The organism is Brevibacillus sp. FIR094 (assembly GCF_050477165.1).
Lineage (GTDB): Bacteria > Bacillota > Bacilli > Brevibacillales > Brevibacillaceae > Brevibacillus.
Genome location: NZ_JBEAES010000039.1, coordinates 1 through 23,388, shown reverse-complemented (window position 1 = coordinate 23,388; position 23,388 = coordinate 1). Strand labels below are relative to the sequence as shown.

At 49.8% G+C, this 23,388-nt stretch carries 17 protein-coding genes and 2 pseudogenes; 17 read left to right on the top strand and 2 right to left on the bottom strand.

Going from position 1 to position 23,388, the window contains the following annotated elements:
- Positions 1 to 3 precede the first annotated feature (3 nt).
- From ACQ5DJ_RS25315 to pyrE, 16 genes and pseudogenes are all read left to right on the top strand, one after another.
- Complete coding sequence (locus tag ACQ5DJ_RS25315; protein WP_429844845.1) at positions 4 to 2,409, top strand: sugar phosphate nucleotidyltransferase; 2,406 nt, start codon at positions 4 to 6, stop codon at positions 2,407 to 2,409.
- Positions 2,410 to 2,427: 18 nt separating this feature from the next.
- Positions 2,428 to 4,389 carry a glycoside hydrolase family 15 protein gene (locus ACQ5DJ_RS25310; RefSeq protein WP_429844844.1) on the top strand — a complete coding sequence of 654 codons (1,962 nt, stop codon included), beginning with the start codon at positions 2,428 to 2,430 and terminating at the stop codon, positions 4,387 to 4,389.
- A gap of 19 nt (positions 4,390 to 4,408) precedes the next feature.
- Positions 4,409 to 5,833 (top strand): phosphoglucomutase/phosphomannomutase family protein, encoded by a 1,425-nt coding sequence (locus ACQ5DJ_RS25305; protein WP_429844843.1) that lies wholly within the window; start codon positions 4,409 to 4,411, stop codon positions 5,831 to 5,833.
- An 838-nt stretch (positions 5,834 to 6,671) separates the two neighbouring features.
- A complete protein-coding gene (locus ACQ5DJ_RS25300; RefSeq protein ID WP_429844842.1) occupies positions 6,672 to 7,313 on the top strand; it encodes a serine/threonine protein kinase in 642 nt (213 codons plus the stop codon).
- Positions 7,314 to 7,390: 77 nt separating this feature from the next.
- Positions 7,391 to 7,840: a signal peptidase II gene (lspA, locus tag ACQ5DJ_RS25295; RefSeq protein ID WP_429844841.1), complete on the top strand. Its 450-nt coding sequence runs from the start codon at positions 7,391 to 7,393 to the stop codon at positions 7,838 to 7,840.
- A gap of 45 nt (positions 7,841 to 7,885) precedes the next feature.
- Entirely contained in the window at positions 7,886 to 8,815 is a 930-nt protein-coding gene (locus ACQ5DJ_RS25290) for an RluA family pseudouridine synthase (RefSeq protein ID WP_429844840.1), read from the top strand.
- Between the two features lie 19 nt (positions 8,816 to 8,834).
- On the top strand, positions 8,835 to 9,236 hold the full coding sequence (locus tag ACQ5DJ_RS25285; protein WP_429844839.1) for a VOC family protein: 402 nt from the start codon (positions 8,835 to 8,837) through the stop codon (positions 9,234 to 9,236).
- Between the two features lie 105 nt (positions 9,237 to 9,341).
- Positions 9,342 to 10,697, top strand: coding sequence for a hypothetical protein (locus ACQ5DJ_RS25280; RefSeq protein WP_429844838.1), 1,356 nt, complete (start codon positions 9,342 to 9,344; stop codon positions 10,695 to 10,697).
- A gap of 223 nt (positions 10,698 to 10,920) precedes the next feature.
- Positions 10,921 to 11,460, top strand: a complete 540-nt coding sequence (gene pyrR / locus ACQ5DJ_RS25275; RefSeq protein ID WP_429844837.1) for a bifunctional pyr operon transcriptional regulator/uracil phosphoribosyltransferase PyrR — start codon at positions 10,921 to 10,923, stop codon at positions 11,458 to 11,460.
- A gap of 162 nt (positions 11,461 to 11,622) precedes the next feature.
- The gene (locus ACQ5DJ_RS25270; RefSeq protein ID WP_429844836.1) at positions 11,623 to 12,981 is read left to right on the top strand and encodes a solute carrier family 23 protein; all 1,359 of its coding nucleotides are present in this window, start codon (positions 11,623 to 11,625) and stop codon (positions 12,979 to 12,981) included.
- 167 nt (positions 12,982 to 13,148) lie between these two features.
- A pseudogene (locus tag ACQ5DJ_RS25265) lies at positions 13,149 to 14,089 on the top strand (aspartate carbamoyltransferase catalytic subunit).
- Positions 14,056 to 15,336, top strand: coding sequence for a dihydroorotase (locus tag ACQ5DJ_RS25260; protein WP_429844835.1), 1,281 nt, complete (start codon positions 14,056 to 14,058; stop codon positions 15,334 to 15,336). Before ACQ5DJ_RS25265 ends, ACQ5DJ_RS25260 begins: the two are co-directional and overlap by 34 nt.
- Before the next feature lie 55 nt (positions 15,337 to 15,391).
- Positions 15,392 to 16,489 (top strand): carbamoyl phosphate synthase small subunit, encoded by a 1,098-nt coding sequence (locus ACQ5DJ_RS25255; RefSeq protein WP_017249508.1) that lies wholly within the window; start codon positions 15,392 to 15,394, stop codon positions 16,487 to 16,489.
- A complete protein-coding gene (carB, locus tag ACQ5DJ_RS25250; protein WP_429844834.1) occupies positions 16,473 to 19,685 on the top strand; it encodes a carbamoyl-phosphate synthase large subunit in 3,213 nt (1,070 codons plus the stop codon). Before ACQ5DJ_RS25255 ends, carB begins: the two co-directional genes overlap by 17 nt.
- 36 nt (positions 19,686 to 19,721) lie before the next feature.
- Positions 19,722 to 20,459, top strand: a pseudogene (gene pyrF, locus ACQ5DJ_RS25245) (orotidine-5'-phosphate decarboxylase).
- A gap of 5 nt (positions 20,460 to 20,464) precedes the next feature.
- Entirely contained in the window at positions 20,465 to 21,103 is a 639-nt protein-coding gene (gene pyrE / locus ACQ5DJ_RS25240; protein ID WP_429844833.1) for an orotate phosphoribosyltransferase, read from the top strand.
- A gap of 27 nt (positions 21,104 to 21,130) precedes the next feature.
- On the opposite strand, the gene ACQ5DJ_RS25235 is transcribed toward pyrE, so the two are convergent.
- Both ACQ5DJ_RS25235 and ACQ5DJ_RS25230 read right to left on the bottom strand, forming a co-directional pair.
- Positions 21,131 to 22,228 (bottom strand): saccharopine dehydrogenase, encoded by a 1,098-nt coding sequence (locus tag ACQ5DJ_RS25235; RefSeq protein ID WP_429844832.1) that lies wholly within the window; start codon positions 22,226 to 22,228, stop codon positions 21,131 to 21,133.
- Between the two features lie 99 nt (positions 22,229 to 22,327).
- On the bottom strand, positions 22,328 to 22,645 hold the full coding sequence (locus tag ACQ5DJ_RS25230; protein WP_173628829.1) for an ArsR/SmtB family transcription factor: 318 nt from the start codon (positions 22,643 to 22,645) through the stop codon (positions 22,328 to 22,330).
- A 222-nt stretch (positions 22,646 to 22,867) separates the two neighbouring features.
- On the opposite strand from ACQ5DJ_RS25230, the gene ACQ5DJ_RS25225 reads away from it, so the two are divergent.
- On the top strand, positions 22,868 to 23,388 hold a 521-nt coding region (locus tag ACQ5DJ_RS25225), incomplete at its 3' end, for a peptidoglycan-binding domain-containing protein (protein ID WP_429844831.1).

The window sequence follows — 23,388 nt, the reverse complement described above, 5'->3', positions numbered from 1 at the left end:
AAGATGAAGGCAGTAATCATGGCTGGGGGAAAAGGTACACGACTACGTCCGTTAACATGCCACACGCCAAAACCAATGGTGCCACTCTTAAACCGGCCTTGCATGGAGTACACGATTGATCTATTGAAAAAGCATGGGATTACAGAGATAGCAGTGACACTCCAGTATCTGCCTGATGTCATCCGCGATACGTTTGGTGATGGATCTCGCTACGGTGTTTCGCTCGTCTATTTTGAAGAAGCGATTCCTTTGGGCACGGCAGGTAGCGTGAAAAACTGCGCCGATTTTCTCGATGAGCGCTTTGTCGTGATCAGTGGAGATACGTTGACAGACATTGATTTGTCGGCAGCCATACGTTTCCATGAACAAAATAACGCTCTGGCTACGTTGATTTTGACTCGTGTAGAAACACCGCTGGAATTCGGAGTTGTCATGACAGACGAGGGCGGACGCATTACCCGCTTTTTAGAAAAGCCGAGCTGGTCGGAGGTTTTTAGCGATACGGTGAATACCGGGATATACGTCTGCGAACCAGAGGTCTTGTCTTATATAGAAGAAGAGCGGGAAGTGGATTTCAGCAAGGAAATTTTTCCGTCCTTTTTACAAGCAGCAAAGCCTCTATACGGATATGAGGCAAGCGGCTATTGGTCTGATATTGGCTCTTTGGAGGTTTATCAGCAGGCCCAGTTCGATTTGCTGGATGGACGCGTGCATCTCGAAATAAAAGCACAGGAAATCGCGCCGCGCATTTTCTTGGAAAATGATGTTCGCATCGATTCATCGGTCCGTTTGGAAGGCCCTGTCTATATCGGTGAAAATGTACACTTGCAGGCTGGAGTTGCCGTTGGTGCTTATTCCATTCTGGGGAATAATACCATGATTTCTTCTGGTACGAAGCTGTCCAGAACGATCGTTTGGGAAAATAGTGTCATAGGGAAAAAAACAGAGATCACAGGAACGACGCTCTGCCGCAACACCCGAATTTCCGATTGCGTACAACTCGGGGAAGGGGTTGTCATTGGAGACCAGTCCCTCATTGGGGCGAAGTCGGTGGTAAAGGCAGGGGTCAAAATTTGGCCGGACAAGGAAGTCGGGGAAAATGCGACTGTCACTACCTCGCTCATCTACGGTGCCAAGCAAACTAAAAATTTGTTTGGGACGCATGGAATCAAGGGCATTGGCAATGTTGACATCACGCCTGAATTCGTTACAAGACTTGCTGCTGCCTACGCGTACTTACTACAAGCGGGGGATAAAATTGCGCTCTCCGCATGCTCACACCCATTTGCTCAGCTATTGAAGCATAGCATCATGACGAGCTTGTGCTCTTCCGGAATTGATACGGTCGATCTCGGGATTGGCAATTCACCTCTGATCCGATACGGCGTGCGCTCCCTGGCCTGCAAAGGCGGCATTCATGTTTATATGGCAGAGCCAGTCGATGATAAAGACATTATCATCCAATTTATCGATCATGCGGGCTTGCCGATTTCGCGTGATATGGAGCGCAAAATTGAGAGTGCCTACTGGCAAGAGACGTATGTTCGCAATCTGCATCGGTTGGGAGCACTGCAAGTCGAGCATCAAGTACAAGAAGCTTATCTTCACGCTTTGGTCCAACAGTTGAATGTATCGTCCATCCAGCGTCAGCGCTTCCACCTACTGATCGATTGTGAACAGCGTTTTTTCCCGACTTTTCTTGCGCCACTCTTGCATGCACTGGGAGTCACTGCACATTACAGCTCCATACAAGAAGGTATTCGTAAAAAGGGAGCGGATTTAGGGGTTCGTCTCGATAAAAATGGCGAGCAATTTACCTTGTTTACCGAGCATGGAGAGAAGCTCTCGAACGAACAGATCACGGCTCTGCAACTGCTGGCTTGCAGTGGTCAGCACCGACGTATCGGCCTTCCTGTGAGTGCACCAATTGAATTGGAGCATATGGCCCAGCTGTTGCAAATGGAGGTTGTACGCACCAAGGTCTCACCGCGCTCCATGATGGAGGTATCGAGCGAACAGCGCTTTCATCCGATGTTTGACGCCGTGTACAGCCTCATGAGAATTCTTTCGTATCTCGCTTCTGAAGAAAAACCGCTCAGCGTTCTGCTGGATCTGTTGCCAGCGTGCCATATGGAGAAAAAGACTGTCTTTTGCCCATGGACAGCAAAAGGCAAGGTCATGCGCAGAGTGATGGAAGAAAACAAAGGCAAGCTGCTGGAACTCGTCGATGGAATCAAGGTATACGATTCGAACGGCTGGGTGCTGATTTTACCCGACTCAGAGGATTCGCACGTAAAAGTGATTTCGCAAGGGGCGACGGCAGAGACCGCGGCTACGCTTGCTTCTTCCTACGCAAGACGAATTGCCGAATATCAGTTTCACGAAAAGAGAGAGATCGACAGCCTATAACGAAAAGGACGTGAAGGCATGCCGAGACCGCTCGTCGTCGGGAACGGAAAACTGCTGATTAATTTTGATGACAAGCTGCATATGCGAGATCTCTATTTTCCGTATGTCGGCCAACTGAATCATGTCGGGGGACACTTTAGCAAGTTGGGGATTTGGGTGCAAGGTCACTTTTCCTGGCTGGATGAAGACGGCTGGACGCGGAAGCTCGGATACGGACAGGAGTCTTTGGTGACAGAAGTTCAAGCGCATCATGAACATCTGGGCATCTCCCTGCAAATTGCAGATGGGGTGCATCAGCGTGATCCGATTTATTTGAAAAAGGTATGCGTTCGGAATTTGTCAAGTGAGGCGCGAGAGGTCAGGCTGTTTTTCAATCACGATTTCAGCTTGAATGAGACGGAGGTAGGCGATACTGCTGTTTTTGATCCTATCTTGCGTACCATTTACCATTACAAGCGCAATGTGTACATCATGGCGAATGGAAAAACGGATACGGGTGGGATCGATCAATATAGTGTCGGGATCAAGCGGTTCAACTATGCGGAGGGGACCTGGAGGGATGCGGAGGATGGTCTTTTGTCCGGAAATCCGATTGCACAAGGCTCCGTAGATAGTACGATCTCCTTTTCGCTCATGCTGCAACCACAAGAAGAGAAGGCGCTCTTTTACTGGATGTGCATCGGTGAATCGTATGAGGATGTCAAAGTATTGAACCAGTATGTACTCGAAAGTGATCCGGAACGTTTGCTCAGTCGGGTCGCGGTGTATTGGCAGCGTTGGGTCAATAAGGAAGAGCGGGACTTTGCTGATCTTCCGGCAGAGGTTGTCAATCTGTACAAGACCAGCTTGCTACTCGTGCGCACCCAAATTGATCAGAACGGAGCGATTCTCGCCGCGAATGACTCGGATATTCTCCAATTCAATCGCGACCATTACAGCTACATGTGGCCAAGAGACGGAGCGTTGATTGCGAGCGCGATGGCGAAAGCGGGCTATACGGGAGTGGTCGCCCCATTTTTTCGATTTTGCGCGGACGCATTGAATAAGGACGGATATTTGCTTCACAAGTACAATCCAGATGGGTCTGTCGGCTCCAGTTGGCATCCGTTTATTGTTGACGGAGAAATTCAGCTCCCCATTCAGGAGGATGAGACGGCGCTCGTGCTGTACGCGCTCTGGGAGCAATACAAAAGCGGCAAGCAAATTGAAGACTGCCAGGCGCTCTATCCCACGCTGGTTCGGCCGGCGGCCCGGTTTTTGCTGGAGTATGTCCATCCAGAGCTGCAACTTCCAAAACAAAGCTACGACTTATGGGAGGAGCGACGGGGAATTTTTACGTTTACCAGTGCTACGGTTTTCGCAGGCTTAATGGCTGCGGCTCGTTTTGCTCAGCTGTTCGGGGATGATCGGCGCTACAAACGCTACGCAGAAGGGGCAGAGCGCATTCGTGGGGCAATGGAAAAATATCTGTACGACCCTGAAATCGGGCGTTTTTTGCGTGGGATTTATGTAAGAGCAGATGGGAGTGTCGAAAAAGATTTCACGGTGGAGAGCAGCTTGTTCGCCTTGTTTGCGCTTGATGTGTTTTCCGTAGACGATCCGAGAGTTGAGCGAACGATGGAAGCTGTCAAAAAGAGTTTACGGGTAGACACGGCGATCGGTGGAATTGCCCGCTATCAAGGAGATTACTATTTCAAAAAATCACATGACACAGCGAAGGTACCCGGCAATCCATGGATCATTTGCACCTTATGGGTCGCTGATTGGGAAATTGCCAAGGCGAAATCGCTCGATGAACTCCAAGAGCCAAAGAACAGACTGGCCTGGGTCGTACGCCATGCTCTACAAAGCGGCGTGCTATCCGAACAGCTCGATCCGTATACAGGTGCTCCCGTATCCGTTGCACCGCTGACGTGGTCGCATGCTACTTATGTTGCCACTGTTTTGCGTTATTTGGAGAAGGTGAATGAGCTGCGGTAATGAGAGGAGAGATGAGGGGATGACAACGATCCGTTTTGGTACGGACGGTTGGCGCGACATAATCGCAGATGGCTTTACTGTCGAGAATGTCCGCATTGTCGCACAAGCCATCGCCAGCTATACCAAAGAAATCGGGCAACAGGAACAGCCTGTTTTGGTTGGGCACGACACACGGTTCTTGGGGAGACGCTTCGCGGAGGAGGTTGCAGCTGTCCTGACCGCGAATGACATTCGTACCTATTTGGTGAACGAAGCAGCACCAACGCCTGCTGTAGCCTTTGGAGTGAAGCATTTTGCAGCGAGTGGCGCAATCATGATCACGGCCAGTCACAATCCACCCGAATATAATGGCATCAAATACATTCCGGAGTACGCTGGACCTGCAATGCCTGCGATCACGCAAAGATTAGAAGAGTGGATCAGCGAAACCTGCCAAGCGAAATCGGTGCGTACGATTTCCCTCGCGGAAGCAAAGGCCCGCAAGCTGTTGCAGGTCATTGTGCTGCGTCCTCATTACGAGGCGCATCTTAGGCGGATGGTAAATATGGATGTTTTGAAAAACTCTTCCTTGTCCGTTGTCGTCGATGCCATGCATGGTGCAGGTATGGGCTACGTGAGCGGTTTTTTATCTGAGGCGGGGGTGAAAAACGTCGGAATCCGAGAAGTCCCCGATGCGGCTTTTGGAGGAGATTTGCCTGAGCCAAATGATAAGCATTTGCACTTGCTAAAAAAAGAAGTGGTAGAGCGCCAAGCATCTCTTGGTCTTGCCAATGACGGCGATGCGGATCGCTTCGGAGTCGTGGACCGCTTCGGACAGTACATTACGCCAAATGAAGCACTCGTCCTGCTGACCTATCATTTGCAAAAAAATCGTGGCTTGACCGGACGGATTGTCAGGACAGTAGCGACTACGCATCTATTGGATCGGATGGCTGAGCATTACGGTCTTGAGCTGGTGGAGACGCCAGTCGGCTTCAAGTACGTAGGTGAGGAAATGCGCAAAGGTGACGTGCTCATTGGTGGAGAAGAAAGTGGTGGGGCCAGTATTCTCGGTCACATCCCGGAGAAAGACGGCGTACTCATCAATTTGTTGCTCGCCGAGATGTGCGCGTATGAAAATAAAGGAATCGATCAAATATTGCGAGACGTATACGAGCAGTTCGGCGAGCTGTTCCATACGCGGCTTGATATGAAATTACCGGAAAAAGATCAATGGATACAGCAAATGATCGCCAAGCCACCTGCACTAATTGGTCCTTATCAGGTTTTAGAGATTCAACGAGTGGATGGGATCAAGCTGTTGCTCGAGGAAGGACATTGGGTCTTGATTCGTCCGTCTGGCACAGAACCGTTGGTACGAATCTATTGTGAAGCAACGGATGCGACGGCTTTGCAGAAGCTGCAAGATGCGATTCGCGAATGGTTTTTGGAGATTAATGTGTAAATTCTGAGAGGAGAGCCTGCATGGATGTGCGAGGTTCTTCTTTTTTTCGTAGGTTCCTGTTCCTGCTATGTGGCTGCGGGGGAGAGAAGAATATTTCCAGTCTAGGCTCCAGGCTCCGTCCTGCTGGGGCTGAGACTGTCCGCTCCGAAGGGATTCGCGGGGAAACGCAAAAGTGGTAGCCGCTACGTAGCACGTGCACGTTGCGTTTCTTTTGCCCGCGAATCCCTTCTCCGCTCGGTAGGACTCCACAAGTCGCTACGTCTGGAAATATTCTTCTCTATCGTAATGCACAGCATTCTTCATTCTTTTAGGGCATGTAAGACCCGGTTAACATGGAAAGCTCGTAGAGGAAACAGGAGAAATAAGCGAAGATCTTAGGGACACTGCCCGAGACGGAATGCAAAAAGCGAAACACGCCTTTAAGCGTCCACCTCTGAAACACATCCTGAAAGAACCACTTTGGACGCGGTTTCGCTTTTTGCATGGAGTCGTGCAGTCAATCCCGCAGGGGGTGGCCCTAGAATCTGAGCGTTTTCTCCTGTTTCCTCCCCACCACGACAGCAACGTGAATCAGATAAAACAAATCGTTAAACACTACTTAAAAACAGGTGCTATTGCTGGACAATTACTACCCATTTACCAAATCGAAAAAATGAGGTATTCTTGTCCATATGCAATCCTTTCATTGGAATCGGACAGGACTTCCTGGCCTCACCAGTGTAAAGGATTTTTTGCCCCTTAAATAGGAAGTGTCTGAATGATCGTAGTAGATGAACCTTCATTAATTTTGTTTTAACGTAGTTCGAAGTCGGTAACTGATGAGAGATGATGAGAAACGATGCGGATCGATCAGCATATATTGCAAGCATTTTTACAGGAAGTTCAAGTGGAGAGTCTGTCACCGGATGATCCAGTCGTCGTACACCACACGCCGTACCCGTGGGAGTTGGTCGGTACCGGCAATTATGCCGCCGTATTTGCCCACCCGGACTATCCAAAGGTAGTGATTAAGCTGTACGCACCTGGAAGACCAGGAGCCGAACAAGAAATCGAAGTCTATCGCAAGCTTGGGGAGACTCGTTCCTTCCCTATCTGTTATGATTATGGGGAAGGATACTTGGTCATAACGAGGATGAACGGCATCCCCCTGTTTGACTGTATTCGCTTTGGTATTCCGATTCCTCCCCAGGTGATTGAAGACGTGGAGGAAGCGCTAGAAGAGGCGCGCAGGAAGGGTTTGTTTCCGCATGATGTCCATGGGAAAAACGTACTAATGGATCAGGGACGAGGTTATTTGATTGACGTATCGGATTACTATGTCAATGATACAGACACGAAATGGCGTGATTTACGCAAGGCGTATTACAAAGTATATCTGCCATTTATCAAGGATCGTGGATGGAAAATCCCATTGTGGATGCTGGAAGTCGTACGCAAGGGCTATCGTCTGTACAAAAAAGGAAAGCGCTTGTTCACGTAGACTGTCTCTGGTAAAATAATCATTTGACATTGTGTTTGTACAGTTGCTGGTCGAAGCAGAATAAGGAGGACATTCCATTGTTGTACTATCTCATTGCGGCAGTAATTATTGCGCTTGATCAGTTTACAAAGTATTTAGTCGTGAAGTATATGGAACTGGGACAATCCATTCCTTTGATCGCGGACGTATTTCATCTCACTTCCCATCGGAACATGGGAGCGGCGTTTGGCATCCTCCAAAATCGACGTTGGTTTTTTATAGTCATTACCGTTGCCGTTGTGATTGGGATTGTCATTTCCTTGATTCGCTTGAGAAAAAACCAACCTCGTGCATCGTTGGCGCTGTCATTGGTCTTGGGTGGAGCCGTTGGGAATTTCATTGATCGTGCGATGACCGGTCAAGTTGTAGATTTTCTCGATTTTACGTTGATTAACTTCCCGATCTTTAACGTGGCTGATATGGCCATCACGATTGGTGTAGGGATTTTGCTTCTTGATGTTTTTCTGGATGGGAAGAAAAACAGATAGTCATGAGAATAATAGTGGGAAAGCTCGGATAGGTGGAGAAAATACATGAATGACACGCAATTGTTTGAACGTTACGATTGGACGGTAGAGCCAGCGGATAAGCACGAACGCATCGACAAGTTTATCACGCTGCAAAATGAAGATTGGTCCCGTTCTCAGGTACAGGCTTGGGTGAAGGAAGGCCGTGTCACTGTAAATGGTGAACCAATCAAAAACAACTACAAGCTGCAGGCAGAGGACGAGGTGACCCTCCGTGTTCCGCCGCCAAAGGAAATGGCGATCCAGCCAGAGGAAATGTCCTTGGATATTGTATACGAGGATAGCGATGTCGTGGTCGTGACTAAACCACGTGGCCTCGTCGTGCATCCTGCTCCTGGTCATTACAGTGGGACACTCGTCAATGGGCTTTTGGCACATTGCAAGGATTTGTCCGGAATCAATGGCGTTTTGCGTCCGGGAATTGTCCATCGCATTGACAAGGATACATCCGGCCTGTTGATGGTAGCGAAAAACGACAAGGCACACATGGGTTTGGCTGAGCAATTGAAAGCACATACGGTCAATCGGAAGTATGTCGCGATTGTTCATGGTGTCATCCCGCATGAAATGGGAACGATTGAAGCACCAATCGGGCGCGATCCGAAAAATCGCCAGCAAATGGCGGTCGTTTTTGAAAACAGCAAGCCGGCTGTGACGCATTTTATCGTTCTGGAGCGCTTCAAAGAGTACACGTTGGTGGAATTGAAACTCGAAACAGGACGTACCCATCAAATTCGCGTACACATGAAGTATATTGGCTATCCACTGGCGGGCGATCCGAAATACGGTCCGAAAAATACATTGGAGCTCGATGGACAAGCTCTGCATGCGAAAACACTGGGCTTTATCCATCCCCGTACAGGAGAGCAGCTCGAATTCAAAGCGCCAATGCCGAAGGAAATGCTTGACGTCATCGAGTTTCTCAGACAAGCGTAAGCGAACAGGAGGAATAGCCGTGCTAAAAAGATTAGCGCATGTGACGCTGTACGTTCACGATTGTGAAGATGCATTGCGGTTTTACACGGAAAAACTCGGTTTCGAAAAACGCATGGATTCTCGGATGGATGATGGTTCTCGTTGGCTCACCGTCGGTCTTCCTGGGCAGGAGATTGAGATCGTATTGCATGACCCTACCCATTGGCATCGGGAAGAAGTTGCGCAGGAAATGCTTCGTCAGGTCGGCAAAAATCCAATGTGGGTTTGGGAGACGGATGATTTTGGGTCTACATACGAAGCACTGCGTCAACGCGGCGTGAAGTTTGTGAGTGAACCAAACGAAGTCATGTATGGCATTGAGGCTATTTTCGAGGATCTGTATGGCAATCGTTTTTTGTTGTTGCAGCCAGTCTTCCTATGACACTTACATAATGGTAGTTGAATTAGAAAACGCTAGTAGAGAGCTTATTACTTTCTTCTGGCGTTTTTTTCATCATTCAATAGAGCGTGTAAGGAGTGAATACCTGTGATCGGAAAATGGGGGAAGCTGATCAGCCTTTTTGTCCTTTTAGCTGTTCTTGTCACTGCAAACGGTGAAACAAAGGTGGCAGCCCAAAGCCATCAGCCAGAGCGTGTGAACAAGGAAATGAGCGTTCCGGCAAAAATTGCATTTACGAGCAGCCAGCATTTGTTTTTGGTAGATGGACGGGATGCATCAGGAACAATAAAGCAAATCACCAAGGACGGCTATGCACAGATTGTAGGCTGGTCGCCAGATGGCAAGTGGCTCCTGTTCGTGAAATACAAAGGCAACGACAATTACTCGACACCAGGCTACGTGTGGATCGTCAGGGCGGATGGCAGCAAAACAGTGCAAGTAGACGAACGAGCAGTCTTTGAAATGCCAAAATGGTCCCCAAAAGCGAACAAGCTAGCATACACCGTGAATATGGGCAGCAATGAAGCACCAAGCCCATTGCTGATTGTAAAAGAAATCCATGATCAAGGAGAAGTAGCCTTGAAAAGTTCAACGAAGGCTGATTTCGCAGATTTTGCCTGGATGCCGGATGGGGAAAACATGCTTGTCTCGCTACCTGCCGAAAACAATAAGCCGATGACGCTGGCCCTACGCACGCTTGCAGGTAAAACGTTGGCTGCCTACCCGATTGCAGAGCCACCAAAAGTGGAGGAAGGTATCTACCCATGGGCAGCGACAGGCTTAAAAGTATCTCCGGATGGGAAGGCTGTGGCCTACTTTGTCAGGTATAACTCCGGCTCCTTGTCTGCAGATGGCGTACCTATACAATGGTTTGATTTGACGCAGCCTGCCAAAAAGCCAATACACCTTGGTACAGGATTGGCTTATCCTGATTGGCTTGCTTGGACTCCAAATAGCGACGAGCTTGCTTTTGTCGATGGCACTGACCGGATCGCCACGACTAACAAGCAGTTGAAGCTGGCGGATCGAGCAGGCAGGGTCAAAACAGTCAGCCCTGGTCCAGTAGTGGTAGACACCTATCCAGTATGGATTCCAAAAGCTCCGTACACGCTGCTTTTCACGAGAGGCTTGGCTACAGCGTATTCATACGACCCAAAGAAAGTCATGGTACCGGAACAAGGCATCTGGCGGCGGTCTGCAGATGGAGCTGAGCGGCAGGTGACAAAAGGGGAAGTGAATACAGCCGACTACTATCCTGCGCCATCTCCAGATGGGAAACAGCTCCTTTTCTTGCGTTTGGATCGAGCGGAGCATGGCTCCCTATTTATCCAAGGAATAGGTGAGGATGCAGACAAACAAGTCGAACTGATCAAAGACATTACAGGGGGCATTGGTTATTATGCGAACTATTTGCCACCGTGGGCCAGCGTCTATTGGGAATAGTTAGACTTTTTCGGTCTGCATTGACACCCGTCCTGAATCGTGACATAATTCTACATGACGAATGGAACCTTTTAATCCAGTCCAGTGAGGCTGGCAAGGGCACGGAATGACAAGCAGGCGGGACTCTTACAGTCCGGTCGGTTTGTCCGAGGGCTTCTTGTCTCCTGACAAGGAGCCTTTTTTCGTAAGGTCCACTGTTCCCGTCGAGAAGGGGGATATTGAGATGATCAACAAAAGCGTCATTATGGATGAAGCCGCAATCCGCCGCGCTCTCACTCGAATCGCACATGAAATTATCGAGCGAAACAAAGGCGTCGAGGATCTCATTATCGTGGGCATCAAAACCAGAGGGATCTACCTCGCGCAACGCCTTGTGGAAAGAATCGAAATGATTGAAAATGTGAAAGTCCCAGTCGGTGAGCTGGACATTACGTTCTATCGTGACGATCTGCAACACAAGTCTGAAGATGCCGTTTTGCAAGGCTCCAAGCTCCCGGATCAAATCACAGGCAAGACTGTGATTCTGGTGGATGATGTTCTCTATACGGGAAGAACGGTGCGTGCCGCATTGGATGCACTGATTGACAACGGTCGCCCTCGGATGATTCAACTGGCTGTTCTGGTTGATCGCGGTCATCGCGAACTGCCAATCCGCCCTGATTTCGTCGGAAAAAACCTCCCAACTGCTCGAACGGAAATTGTCGATGTACAATTGGCAGAAGTGGACGTTATGGACATTGTGTCCATTCGACAGCTACTGTAAAAATAAAAGAACTCCTCTTTAAAAACGATCCCGTGAGGTCGGCAAGAGGCAAGAAACTTCCCATGAGCATGGTGAAGCTAGCCTCTTTGTGTCCGCACAAAGAGGCTTTTTGTATAAAAAAAGCTATTTCAATGAAAGAAACAAAACAGGGGGCATACAGGCATGAGCCAAAAAAATTACATCGATGTAGACGAAACACCACATATTTCGCGATTGCTGCCACTTAGTATTCAACACTTGTTCGCGATGTTTGGCTCGACTGTACTCGTACCGATCTTGACGGGTCTGGATGTTGCAACGGCCCTCTTGGCGAGCGGGATCGGGACACTTCTGTTTCTGTGGATCACCAAAGGAAAGCTTCCGAACTATCTCGGTTCTTCCTTCGCCTTCATCGGTCCAATTATCGTCGTGAGTCAATCACATGGTGTAGGGACGGCACTTTTAGGCTGCTTCCTCTCCGGAATTGTGTACATCATCGTCGCTGGAGTTGTGAAGAAGGCAGGAGTCAAATGGCTCGATCGGGTACTGCCACCAGTTGTCATCGCATCCGTCATCGTCGTGATCGGTCTGAGCCTGGCTGGGGTAGCAGTAGACATGGCAACGAAAGTCACTGTAGACGGTCAATCGCAAATGTCACTGACTTCGATTGAAATCTCGCTCGTTACCGTGGTCATAACAGTGCTTGCAGCGGTCATGCTACGCGGTTTCCTTGGTCTTATCCCAATCTTGATCGGAATGGTTTCTGGTTATGTATACACGCTGCTGCGTCACCCTGATCTAATTAACTTTCAAAAAGTAGTAGAAGCAGACTGGTTCATCACCCCACAAAAAATGTTTACGGAGCACTTCAAATTTACCGAAGTCATGAGTGTGATCGGTGACGGCTCTGCATGGATCGCAGCACTGGTCATCGCGCCAGTCGCTTTCGTCACGCTGGCAGAGCATTTGGGTCACTTGCTGGTAACGAGCAAGGTCATGGATCGCGATCTGATGAAAAATCCGGGTCTGCACCGCAGCTTGCTCGGAGACGGGGTGGCAACCTCACTGGCAGCCATCATGGGAGGTCCGCCAGCAACGACGTATGGAGAAAATATTGGTGTCCTTGCAATGACTAAGGTATACAGCCGAGTGGTCATCGGTCTGGCTGCTGTACTGGCAATCATGTTCGCCTTCGCCGGTAAGATTAGCGCCATTTTAATGACGATTCCAACGCCGGTACTTGGCGGTGTCTCCATCATCCTGTTCGGTATCATCGCCGCACAAGGCTTGCGGATGTACGTCGAGCACAAAGTGAATTTTGCAGACAAGCGCAACATGATTCTTGCAGCGGTCATCCTCGTCACGGGAATCGGCGGATACAAAATCAGTTTTGCAGGTACAGGTATCGCTTTCCTGAACGATCTGACCATCGATAATATCGCACTCTCTACCTTCCTGGGAATCATTCTGCACCTGATCCTTCCGGGAAAAGAGTCCGCGATGGGAGAAGCGCACCGTGAAGAACAAAAACAAATAGCCTAAACGTTCCCAATCCTTTAAATCCAGTCCAGAGAGGCTGGCAAGGCATCGAACGCTGTTAAGGCTGCCCGAAAAAGGCACCCAACCAGCTTCTTGTCTCGCTTGCCTCCAGATGCAAAGCGATGCCAAGAAGCTTTTCTTTTGACCAAAATGAACCGGAGGGATTCATGATGAAAAATGTAGCGCACCTGATTGGCCTCAAAGATTTATCGAAAGAACAGATCATCCAGCTCCTCGAGCGAGCAGAGTATTGGGCTGCTAGACCAACTGAGCAAGCGGATATCCTGCGAGGACGGTTTGTCGCGAATCTGTTCTTCGAGGCCAGTACCAGAACCCGCTTCTCTTTTGAAGTAGCACAAAAGCGACTGGGCGCACATGTTTTGAACTTCATTCCGGAAACCTCCTCTACCGTAAAAGGCGAGACGGTCTATGACACGATCCGCACCTTGGAAGCAATGGGCGTGGAAGCAGCCGTTATCCGCACGAAGAAAGAAGGCCTGCTGCAAGAGTTGGCAGAAAGCGTAGACCTGAAGCTGATCAACGCGGGAGATGGAACGAATGAGCACCCGACCCAATGCCTGCTCGATCTTTTGACCATGAAAAGGCAGTTTGGCAAGCTCTCTGGTCTCACGGTAGCGATCATGGGAGACCTGCGCCACAGCCGCGTGCTCGGTTCTCACCTGCATGCGCTGCCGAAGCTCGGCGTGAATCTGCTGCTCTCAGGTCCCGCTACGATGATGCCGGCGCATATCCCGCAAGGTGTTCAAATCGTGGAAATGGAAGAAGCGGTTCAAACCGCAGATGTGGTCATGATGCTGCGCGTTCAGCTGGAGCGACATGCGGAATCCCTCTATCTATCGAAGGAAGAGTACCACAAGCACATGGGCTCACTCTGGAAAGAGCCAAAATGATGAAGTCCGGCGCAGTTATCATGCATCCGGCACCCGTCAATCGCGGGGTTGAGATTCATACCGACTTGGTAGAATGCGAAACGTCCTTGATTCAAACCCAAGTGACCAACGGAGTCGCAGCAAGAATGGCAGTTCTAGAAACTCTTTTGAAAGGGAGCGAAATGACATGGGAATCATCCTTGGCAACGGCAACGTACTAAATCAGGCGGGGGAACTCACCCCGATGGAAATATTGGTGGAAAAGGGAAGAATCACAGCGAAGGGGGAGACACTCGATCGCGAGGGGCATGAATGGATTGATTGCCACGGCGGCATGATTAGCGCGGGTCTCATCGATGCCCACGTACATCTGCGTGAGCCAGGCTTTGAACATAAAGAAACGATCGAAACAGGGGCAAAAGCAGCGGTACAAGGCGGATTTACAACAGTAGCATGCATGCCGAACACACGACCATCCATCGACAGTGTCGAGACCGTGACCTACATTTTGGACAAAGCGAGCGAGGCTGGAATGGCACGCGTGATCCCGTATGGTGCGATTACCGTTCGCCAATTGGGAAAAGAGCTGACGGATTTCGCCGGGTTAAAAGAAGCGGGAATCTTCGCGCTGACAGATGACGGTGTGGGTGTGCAATCAACATCTATGATGAAAAAGGCCATGCAAAAAGCAGCAGAGCTCGGTATCGCAATCGTCGCTCACTGCGAGGACGAAGACCTGTTAATCCCGGGAGCAGCTTTGCATGACGGGGTAGTAGCAGCTCGACACGGACTCCCAGGAATTCCTTCTGAGTCAGAGTCTATCCACGTTGGTCGCGATATTTTGCTGGCAGAACAGACAGGTGTGCACTACCACGTATGCCACATCAGCGCGAAAGAGTCGGTGCGTCTGGTACGCGACGGGAAACGCGCTGGCGTAAATGTAACGTGTGAAGTCAGTCCGCATCACCTCTTGCTGTGCGACGAGGATATCCCGGACAATCTGGATACCAATTGGAAAATGAACCCGCCGCTGCGCTCTCGTGAGGATCGCGCTGCACTGATTGCGGGATTGAAAGACGGCACTATTGATATGATCGCCACAGACCATGCACCACACACGCAAGAGGAAAAAGCAAACGGGATTAACCGTGCCCCATTCGGAATCGTCGGACTGGAGACAGCATTCCCGCTCCTGTACACAAATCTCGTGCAAACCGGAGAGCTAACCTTGAAGAAGCTGGTTGAGCTGTTGACTGTGAAGCCAGCAGAAGCATTCAAACTGCCATACGGACGTCTGGAAGTGGGCGCACCAGCAGACCTGACTGTGATTGATCTGGAAACGGAAAAAACAATTGACCCAAGTACATTCGCAAGTAAAGGAACCAACACACCATTTGCTGGTTGGGCATGCAAAGGCTGGCCGACCATAACGCTGGTTGATGGGAAGATCGTATATCAAAACGTGTAAAAACGACTTACAGACGAGACACAAGTTTTTACACGACAATGGAGGAGGAGCATAGATGCGCGCAAGATTGATCTTGGAAGACGGAACAGAATTTATCGGGACGGCATTTGGAGCGACAAAGGAGTCCTACGGGGAAGTGGTTTTCAATACAGGGCTGACTGGCTATCAGGAGGTTTTGTCCGACCCATCCTACTGCGGACAGATCGTCACCATGACCTACCCGCTAATCGGAAATTATGGGATCAATCGAGACGACTTTGAAGCTGTTCGTCCATACATTCACGGCTTCGTTGTTCGCGAGCATTGCGAGGCACCAAGCAACTGGCGCAATACGAACACACTCGATGAACTGTTGAAAACATACGACATCCCAGGTATTGCTGGAGTCGACACCCGGATGCTGACGAGAAAAATTCGTTACCACGGCACGATGAAGGGCATGATTACAACCAGTGAAGCCCCGTTGGCTGAGTTGGTTGCTGCCCTGAACGGCACGACATTGATGACAGACCAAGTATCACGCGTTTCTACGAAAAGCGTCTTCAGTTGCCCAGGTACAGGTCATCGGGTAGCACTGGTAGACTTCGGAGCCAAGCACGGGATTTTACGCGAGCTGACCAAGCGTAACTGCGACGTAGTTGTCGTACCTTACAATGTGACAGCAGAAGAGATTCGCCGCATTCAGCCGGACGGGATACTCTTGTCCAATGGCCCTGGGGACCCGAAGGACGTACCGCAAGCCGTAGAGATGATTCGTGAAATCTTGGGTGAATATCCTCTGTTCGGAATTTGCCTCGGTCACCAGCTGTTCGCACTAGCATCTGGCGCTGACACGACGAAAATGAAATTCGGACACCGTGGCGGAAACCATCCAGTAAAAGAGCTGCCAACCGGACGCACATATATCACATCCCAGAACCATAGCTATGCAGTCAAAGAAGACTCACTGGCAGGAACGGAACTGGAAGTTACACATATCGCACTCAATGATGGCACCGTCGAAGGCGTACGTCATGCAGCGAAGAATGCATTCTCAGTACAGTACCATCCAGAAGCAGCTCCAGGTCCGTATGATTCCGGCTACCTGTTCGACCAGTTTCTTGCGATGATGGAAACCGCTAAGGAGGAAAAAACTCATGCCAAAACAAGATAATCTGAAAAAAATCCTCGTAATCGGCTCTGGACCTATCGTTATCGGGCAGGCTGCTGAATTTGACTATGCAGGGACGCAAGCATGCGAAGCGTTAAAAGAAGAGGGCATGGAGGTAGTTCTGATCAACTCCAACCCGGCGACCATCATGACCGATACAAACATGGCTGACAAAGTATATATCGAGCCAATCACACTTGAATTCGTAGCGCGCGTCATTCGTCAAGAAAAGCCGGATGGACTACTGCCTACACTTGGGGGACAAACAGGCTTGAACATGGCTGTTGCCCTCTCAGAAGCAGGCGTTCTCGAGCAAGAAAATGTAAAGCTGCTCGGAACCAAGCTGGAGTCGATCAAGCAAGCAGAAGACCGCGACCTGTTCCGTTCCCTCATGAACGAACTGGGTGAGCCGGTACCTGAATCCGTCATCGTGAGCACGGTAGAAGAAGCTGTCGATTTCGCAAACGAAATCGGTTATCCCATCATCGTTCGTCCTGCCTACACCTTGGGTGGTACAGGTGGCGGAATATGTGATGATGAAGAAACTCTCCGCGAGATCGTTGCAAGCGGATTGAAATACTCTCCGATCACGCAATGCTTGATCGAGAAAAGCATTGCCGGCATGAAAGAAATCGAGTACGAAGTGATGCGCGATGCCAACGACAACTGCATCGTAGTCTGCAACATGGAAAACATCGACCCAGTCGGCGTGCATACAGGTGACTCCATCGTAGTAGCGCCTAGCCAAACACTGGCTGATCGCGAATATCAAATGCTGCGTACATCCGCACTGAACATCATCCGGGCACTTGGTATCGAGGGTGGTTGCAACGTACAATACGCACTCGACCCGCACAGCTTCCAATACTACGTGATCGAAGTGAACCCGCGTGTGAGCCGCTCTTCTGCACTGGCTTCCAAGGCAACAGGCTACCCAATCGCAAAGATGGCAGCCAAAATCGCTATCGGCTACACGTTGGATGAACTGAAAAACCCGGTCACAGGTCAAACGTACGCATGCTTTGAGCCAACACTGGACTACATCGTCAGCAAAATCCCACGCTGGCCGTTTGATAAGTTCCAATCCGCCAACCGCAAGCTCGGTACGCAAATGAAAGCGACTGGAGAAGTCATGGCGATCGGTCGGACTTTTGAAGAATCGATCATGAAAGCCATCCGTTCCTTGGAAATCGGCAGTTATCACATTGAGATCGAGGGAGCAGGTGAAATCAGCCAGGAAGAGTTGAAAGCTCGACTGGTGCACGCGGATGACGAACGCCTCTTCCTGCTGGCAGAAGCCCTGCGCCGTGGCTGGACGATCGAAGAACTGCACAACCTCACCAAGATCGATTTGTTCTTCCTGCACAAGTTCCATAAAATGATTGCTTTTGAAGCGGAACTGGCAAAAGGCTTGACGAGCGAGAAGCTATACGAAGCAAAACGTATGGGCTTCACGGACCGCAAAATTGCCGAGCTGTGCGGTGAGACGGAAGAAGCGGTACACGCCATGCGCAAAGAAAAAGGCTTTGTACCTGTATATAAAATGGTAGATACTTGCGCGGCAGAATTCGAAGCGCAAACACCGTACTATTACTCCGCGTATGAAGTAGAAGACGAGCGCATCGAGACTGGCAAGAAGCGCGTGGTTGTGCTGGGTTCTGGACCAATCCGCATCGGTCAAGGAATCGAGTTTGACTATGCGACTGTCCACGCTGTATGGGCGCTGAGAGAAGCGGGTTATGAGGCAGTCATCATCAATAACAACCCAGAGACCGTTTCTACAGACTTCAACACTTCTGATCGCCTGTACTTCGAGCCGCTGTACATCGAAGACGTCATGAACATTCTCGATGTAGAAAAACCGGAGGGTGTCATCGTACAATTCGGCGGACAAACCGCGATCAATCTGGCTGACAAGCTGGCTGCACGCGGCATCAAAATCTTGGGTACGAGTCTGGAAAACATCGACGCAGCGGAAAACCGTGAGAAGTTCGAAGCACTACTGCGCGAACTGGAAATCGCCCAACCACCAGGCAAAACGGTTACGTCAGTCGATCAGGCAGTAGTGGCAGCAGACGGTCTTGGCTTCCCAGTCTTGGTTCGCCCCTCCTACGTACTTGGCGGACGTGCGATGGAAATCGTCTACAACCAGTCCGAACTGTTGGAGTACATGGAAAAAGCGGTGAAGGTAAATCCTGATCACCCTGTACTGGTAGACCGTTACATGGTTGGGGTAGAAGCGGAAGTCGATGCGATCTGCGATGGCGAAAACGTTTTGATCCCAGGCATTATGGAGCATATTGAACGCGCAGGGGTGCACTCCGGTGACTCTATCGCTGTATATCCTCCACAATCCTTGTCCCAAGCGATCAAGGATGAGCTGATCGACATGACGACAAAGCTGGCGCGTGCCCTGCAAATCAAAGGCTTGCTCAACATCCAGTTCGTCATCTATAAAGACCGCCCATACGTAATCGAGGTCAATCCGCGTTCGTCCCGTACGGTGCCATTCCTCTCCAAAGTAACGGGGATTCCAATGGCAAACATCGCAACGAAAGCGATCCTAGGTCACTCTATCATCGAACAAGGCTTTACACCGGGATACCATCCAGAGGAGTCGATGGTTTCTGTCAAAGTACCAGTCTTCTCCTTCGCAAAGCTGCGTCGCGTCGATATTACGCTCGGCCCTGAAATGAAATCGACCGGAGAAGTCATGGGACGCGAGAGTACACTGGCAAAAGCATTGTACAAAGGCTTGGTCGCAGCTGGCATGAATATCCCGACACGAGGCACCTTGCTTGTGACAGTTGCTGATAAAGACAAGGAAGAAGCGCTAGACATCGTGAAACGCTTCCGCCACCTCGGCTTCAAGCTGATGGCGACTGCAGGCACAGCCGATTATTTGGAGCAAGCGGGACTGCAAGTAACACGCGTAAGCAAATTGTCCGAGGGCACGCCAAACCTGTTGGATGTCATCCATACAGGCGAAGCGAACATCGTACTCAATACACTGACAAAAGGCAAAACGCCACAACGCGACGGCTTCCGCATTCGTCGGGAAGCAGTAGAAAACGGCGCGGTTTGCTTGACTTCACTGGATACAGCTTCCGCTCTCCTGCACGTACTGGAGACGATCACATTCTCTACAGAAGCAATGCCAGCCCAGCGTGCTGGTGCCAAAGTGGCAGTAACCGTATAAAAAGGGGAGAGCAGCGTGCAACAACAACTTACTGATATTCGCGAACGCATGATTGTTGCGCTCGACTTTTCCACTCTGGATGAAGTCAAGAAGTGCATCGAGCCCTTAGAGGGGCATATCCGCTATGTAAAAGTGGGGATGGAGCTCGCTTACGCAGAAGGACCAGCGATCGTCTCCTTCTTGAAGGAAAAAGGACTCAAAGTGTTCCTCGACTTGAAGGTTCACGATATTCCCAATACAGCTAAAGGTGCTATGAGAAGCCTGGCGCGTCTGGGAGCAGACATGGTAAACGTTCATGCAGCAGGCGGCGTAGCCATGATGGCGGCAGCGAGAGAAGGTTTGGAGCAAGGGACAGCGGCAGGTGCTGCTCGTCCCCTCCTGATCGGTGTGACGATGCTGACATCCACTGGTTGCAAACGATGAATCAAGAACTGGCGATTCCAGGTGCGGTAGAAGATGTCGTGGTGCACTATGCACGGATGACCAAGCAAGCTGGTTTGGATGGGGTTGTTGCTTCTCCACTAGAAGTGCCGATGATCAAAAAAGCTGCTGGAGACGCATTTGTAACCGTAACACCAGGAATTCGTCCACTGGGAGCAGATCAAGGCGATCAGACACGCATCACGACGCCGGAACAGGCATTCCGCTTGGGCAGTGATTACCTCGTGATCGGACGCGCGATTACAGGTGCGAAAGATTCGGTAGGTGTTTGGCAAAGTATCGTCGCAGCAGTGGAAAAAGATCGTTCGTAAAGTAGCCAGCTGGAGGGAATAAGTGAAATGACGACAATGACAACCGCTAAACATATTGCAGCGAATCTTCTCGAAATCGGAGCAGTCCATTTGCGACCGGAACAACCTTTTACATGGACGTCCGGGATCAAGTCCCCGATCTACTGCGACAACCGGATCACGATGTCCTATCCACATGTGCGCCGTGCCATTGCGAGAGCATTTGCCGATTTGATCAAGGAGCAGTACCCAGATGCGCAAGTCGTTGCTGGAACAGCGACTGCGGGTATTCCACATGCTGCATGGGTAGCAGAGCTGCTTGATCTGCCTATGATCTACGTACGGGACAAGGCAAAAGGCCACGGTCGCCAAAATCAGATTGAAGGCGCATTGGCGGCTGGTCAAAAGGTCGTCGTGATTGAAGACCTGATTTCCACAGGAGGCAGCTCCTTGAAAGCAGCGCAAGCTGTACAGGCTGAGCGTGGAGATGTTCTGGGAGTCGTAGCCATTTTCAGCTACCAATTTCCGGATGCCCAAGCCTTGTTTGAGGAAGCAGGCGTTCCGTGCTCCACCATATCGAATTACACAGCACTTTTGGAAGTAGCTTCAGAGCAAGGGGTTATTACAAGTGAACAGGAAAAGGTACTGGGAGAATGGCGGAAATCCCCGCGTACATTTTTTGAATAAGAAGGGATCAGGAAGAGTAGGCGGCGGTCAAACCGTCCTACTCTTTTTTGTTTCGTCGTGGATCACAATCTGGACCCCTTCGGATCGATAGAACTGGAGTATATCCTCGGCAGTCATTTCGAAATGGCCGAAATCCTCTGGAAAAAGAATACCGGTCGTAACTGTTGAGTTTTCGCTTTGCCGAATGATTGGTTGTGCAAAAATGGCAGCTCCCAAAGCGGTCAAGTGAGTCTGCCCTGTCGGATCAGTGATCTCGACTTGGCGGTTCACGTTTATGCCATGCTGATTGCGCCCATTTATTTGGATGACAACATGGTGAGATGACCCTGCGCCTGGATTGTACAGTATCTTTTGACGTGTGCTTTTGCTGAGCAGGTTCCATATCCGGCTTTTAACCAATGAAACGAGGGCAAAAGTAGACAGTTTATTGTCGAAGGCGATGCGAAAATCAGCGGCGGTTACGTTTTCGGCTTTCACGAGCGTCATGTGATCCGGTGTGTCAAGACGATAGCATTTCGTATGGTATCCATTCGGAAAGGTGACGGGTAACGGATCTGACAAGGGTGTCACTTCTTTTACGCCAGTGGGTGTGGTGACAGTAAACGGGATCGTCATTCGATCCATATAGTCGGTGGAATCTGGACCTGCTTTGTCTTGAAGGGAATAAAGGGCGTGAAGATGTATCTGGACATCTAGCAGGGAAGCTGTATGTATGCTTGCGAGAAGGGCTACAGTTCCCCCCATCCAACCAGAGGCGAGAATGACTGGAGAACCAATATGCTCATTCTTCAAGCGTTCGATCGATCGTGTAAATCGTTCTGTCCAACGCGTGACGTCAATCAGCGGGATCTGTCTGCGAACTGCAGCAAGTAGCAAAGTGTCATCAGGATCATTTACTGCACTAATAATCAAAGTCAAATCATCTGGAGCATGGGCGAGAGGATCGGATTTGGTGATGTCCAGGAGGAAAGGCTTTAGCCTAGTGGACGCAAAAGGCAAAGATTTTCCCGCAGACCTTCCTCCCAGAAATAATTCGAGAGTAGGGTGACGATCGTGCAGGATCTTGGCAATTTGGCTCCCAACCGTTCCGTAGCCGCCGACAATTAAAACTTTGGTGAGATTCATGAAGATTTCCCCTTTGATTAAATGTTTATTCGTTTAAGTTTATTAACGGATAGGTGTGAAAAACAGGGACACACTGTCCCTTTTCGTGACGGTTCAAATTCAGTTGCACTCTTCTTCGACGAAAGTCACCAATTGCTTAAAAAGCCTGATCGCTTCTGTAATTTCAAGCCGATAAAACATCTCCGTTCCTTTCTTTTGAACGTTTACTAGGCCTGCTTGTTTTAATATTTTCAAGTGATGAGACACCGTAGGTCTAGACATGGGAATATGCTCGGCGATTTGTGTTACGTTCATGCTTTCCTTGTCGATGAGAAGAGCTACGATTTGCTGCCGAATCGGATCACCCAAGCCTTGGAAGTATGGACTTAACTCCATAAATAATTGAATCGCTTTTTCATTGCAGGTTGGATTCGTCATTATACACTCCGTTAATAAACTTAATCATTTAAACCAAAGTATATGAGTTCTTCCTTATTTTTGCAAGACGTAATAACGTTGATAGATCAGCAAAAAATAAGAGGAAGAGAGAATGGCCACATGCAATAGGAAAGAAAAGTAGGGAATAGTAAGGGAGGTTACAAAAAAAGTAAAGGTAGGTGCTTGTATATGAAAAAAGGAACGGGGAGCCTGGGCTCTCTTATGAAAACAGGGAAGGTTAAGAAAATCATCGGTGCAGCTTTTTTGTCTGCCACACTCATGTTTTCTCTTCCTTATACGGGACAGGCTGTGGGCAAAGGTGCTCATGGGCCAGATATTTATGTGATTCAGGGGATGTTGAAATCATTAGGTAGTTACTCGGGTCAAATCAATGGTTATTACGATGATGTTACCGTACGAGGTGTAAAGCATTATCAGAAAAAACACGGGTTGCCGGTTACAGGAAATGTAGATAATCGTACGTTCCAAAGCATTGTTTATTCCTATGATGGCATCAAATCTGGCAAACGCGGCCAAGGTGGCGGCGCGGGCCATGGAGGCGGCAAAGGTCACGGTGGCGGTAAAGGTCACGGTGGTGGAGCAGGCCAAGGTGGCGGCAAAGGTCACGGTGGCGGAGCAGGCCAAGGTGGCGGCATGGGCGGAGGAGCAGGCCAAGGCGGAGGCATGGGCGGAGGAGCAGGCCAAGGCGGAGGTATGGGCGGAGGAGCAGGCCAAGGCGGAGG

Excerpts from the sequence above, each read along its gene's own strand:
- ACQ5DJ_RS25315 (WP_429844845.1), top strand. The coding sequence starts at position 4 with ATGAAGGCAGTAATCATGGCTGGGGGAAAAGGTACACGACTACGTCCG.
- ACQ5DJ_RS25310 (WP_429844844.1), top strand. The coding sequence starts at position 2,428 with ATGCCGAGACCGCTCGTCGTCGGGAACGGAAAACTGCTGATTAATTTT.
- ACQ5DJ_RS25305 (WP_429844843.1), top strand. The coding sequence starts at position 4,409 with ATGACAACGATCCGTTTTGGTACGGACGGTTGGCGCGACATAATCGCA.
- ACQ5DJ_RS25300 (WP_429844842.1), top strand. The coding sequence starts at position 6,672 with ATGCGGATCGATCAGCATATATTGCAAGCATTTTTACAGGAAGTTCAA.
- ACQ5DJ_RS25290 (WP_429844840.1), top strand. The coding sequence starts at position 7,886 with ATGAATGACACGCAATTGTTTGAACGTTACGATTGGACGGTAGAGCCA.
- pyrR (WP_429844837.1), top strand. The coding sequence starts at position 10,921 with ATGATCAACAAAAGCGTCATTATGGATGAAGCCGCAATCCGCCGCGCT.
- ACQ5DJ_RS25270 (WP_429844836.1), top strand. The coding sequence starts at position 11,623 with ATGAGCCAAAAAAATTACATCGATGTAGACGAAACACCACATATTTCG.
- ACQ5DJ_RS25260 (WP_429844835.1), top strand. The coding sequence starts at position 14,056 with ATGGGAATCATCCTTGGCAACGGCAACGTACTAAATCAGGCGGGGGAA.
- ACQ5DJ_RS25255 (WP_017249508.1), top strand. The coding sequence starts at position 15,392 with ATGCGCGCAAGATTGATCTTGGAAGACGGAACAGAATTTATCGGGACG.
- carB (WP_429844834.1), top strand. The coding sequence starts at position 16,473 with ATGCCAAAACAAGATAATCTGAAAAAAATCCTCGTAATCGGCTCTGGA.
- pyrE (WP_429844833.1), top strand. The coding sequence starts at position 20,465 with ATGACGACAATGACAACCGCTAAACATATTGCAGCGAATCTTCTCGAA.
- ACQ5DJ_RS25235 (WP_429844832.1), bottom strand. The coding sequence starts at position 22,228 with ATGAATCTCACCAAAGTTTTAATTGTCGGCGGCTACGGAACGGTTGGG.
- ACQ5DJ_RS25230 (WP_173628829.1), bottom strand. The coding sequence starts at position 22,645 with ATGACGAATCCAACCTGCAATGAAAAAGCGATTCAATTATTTATGGAG.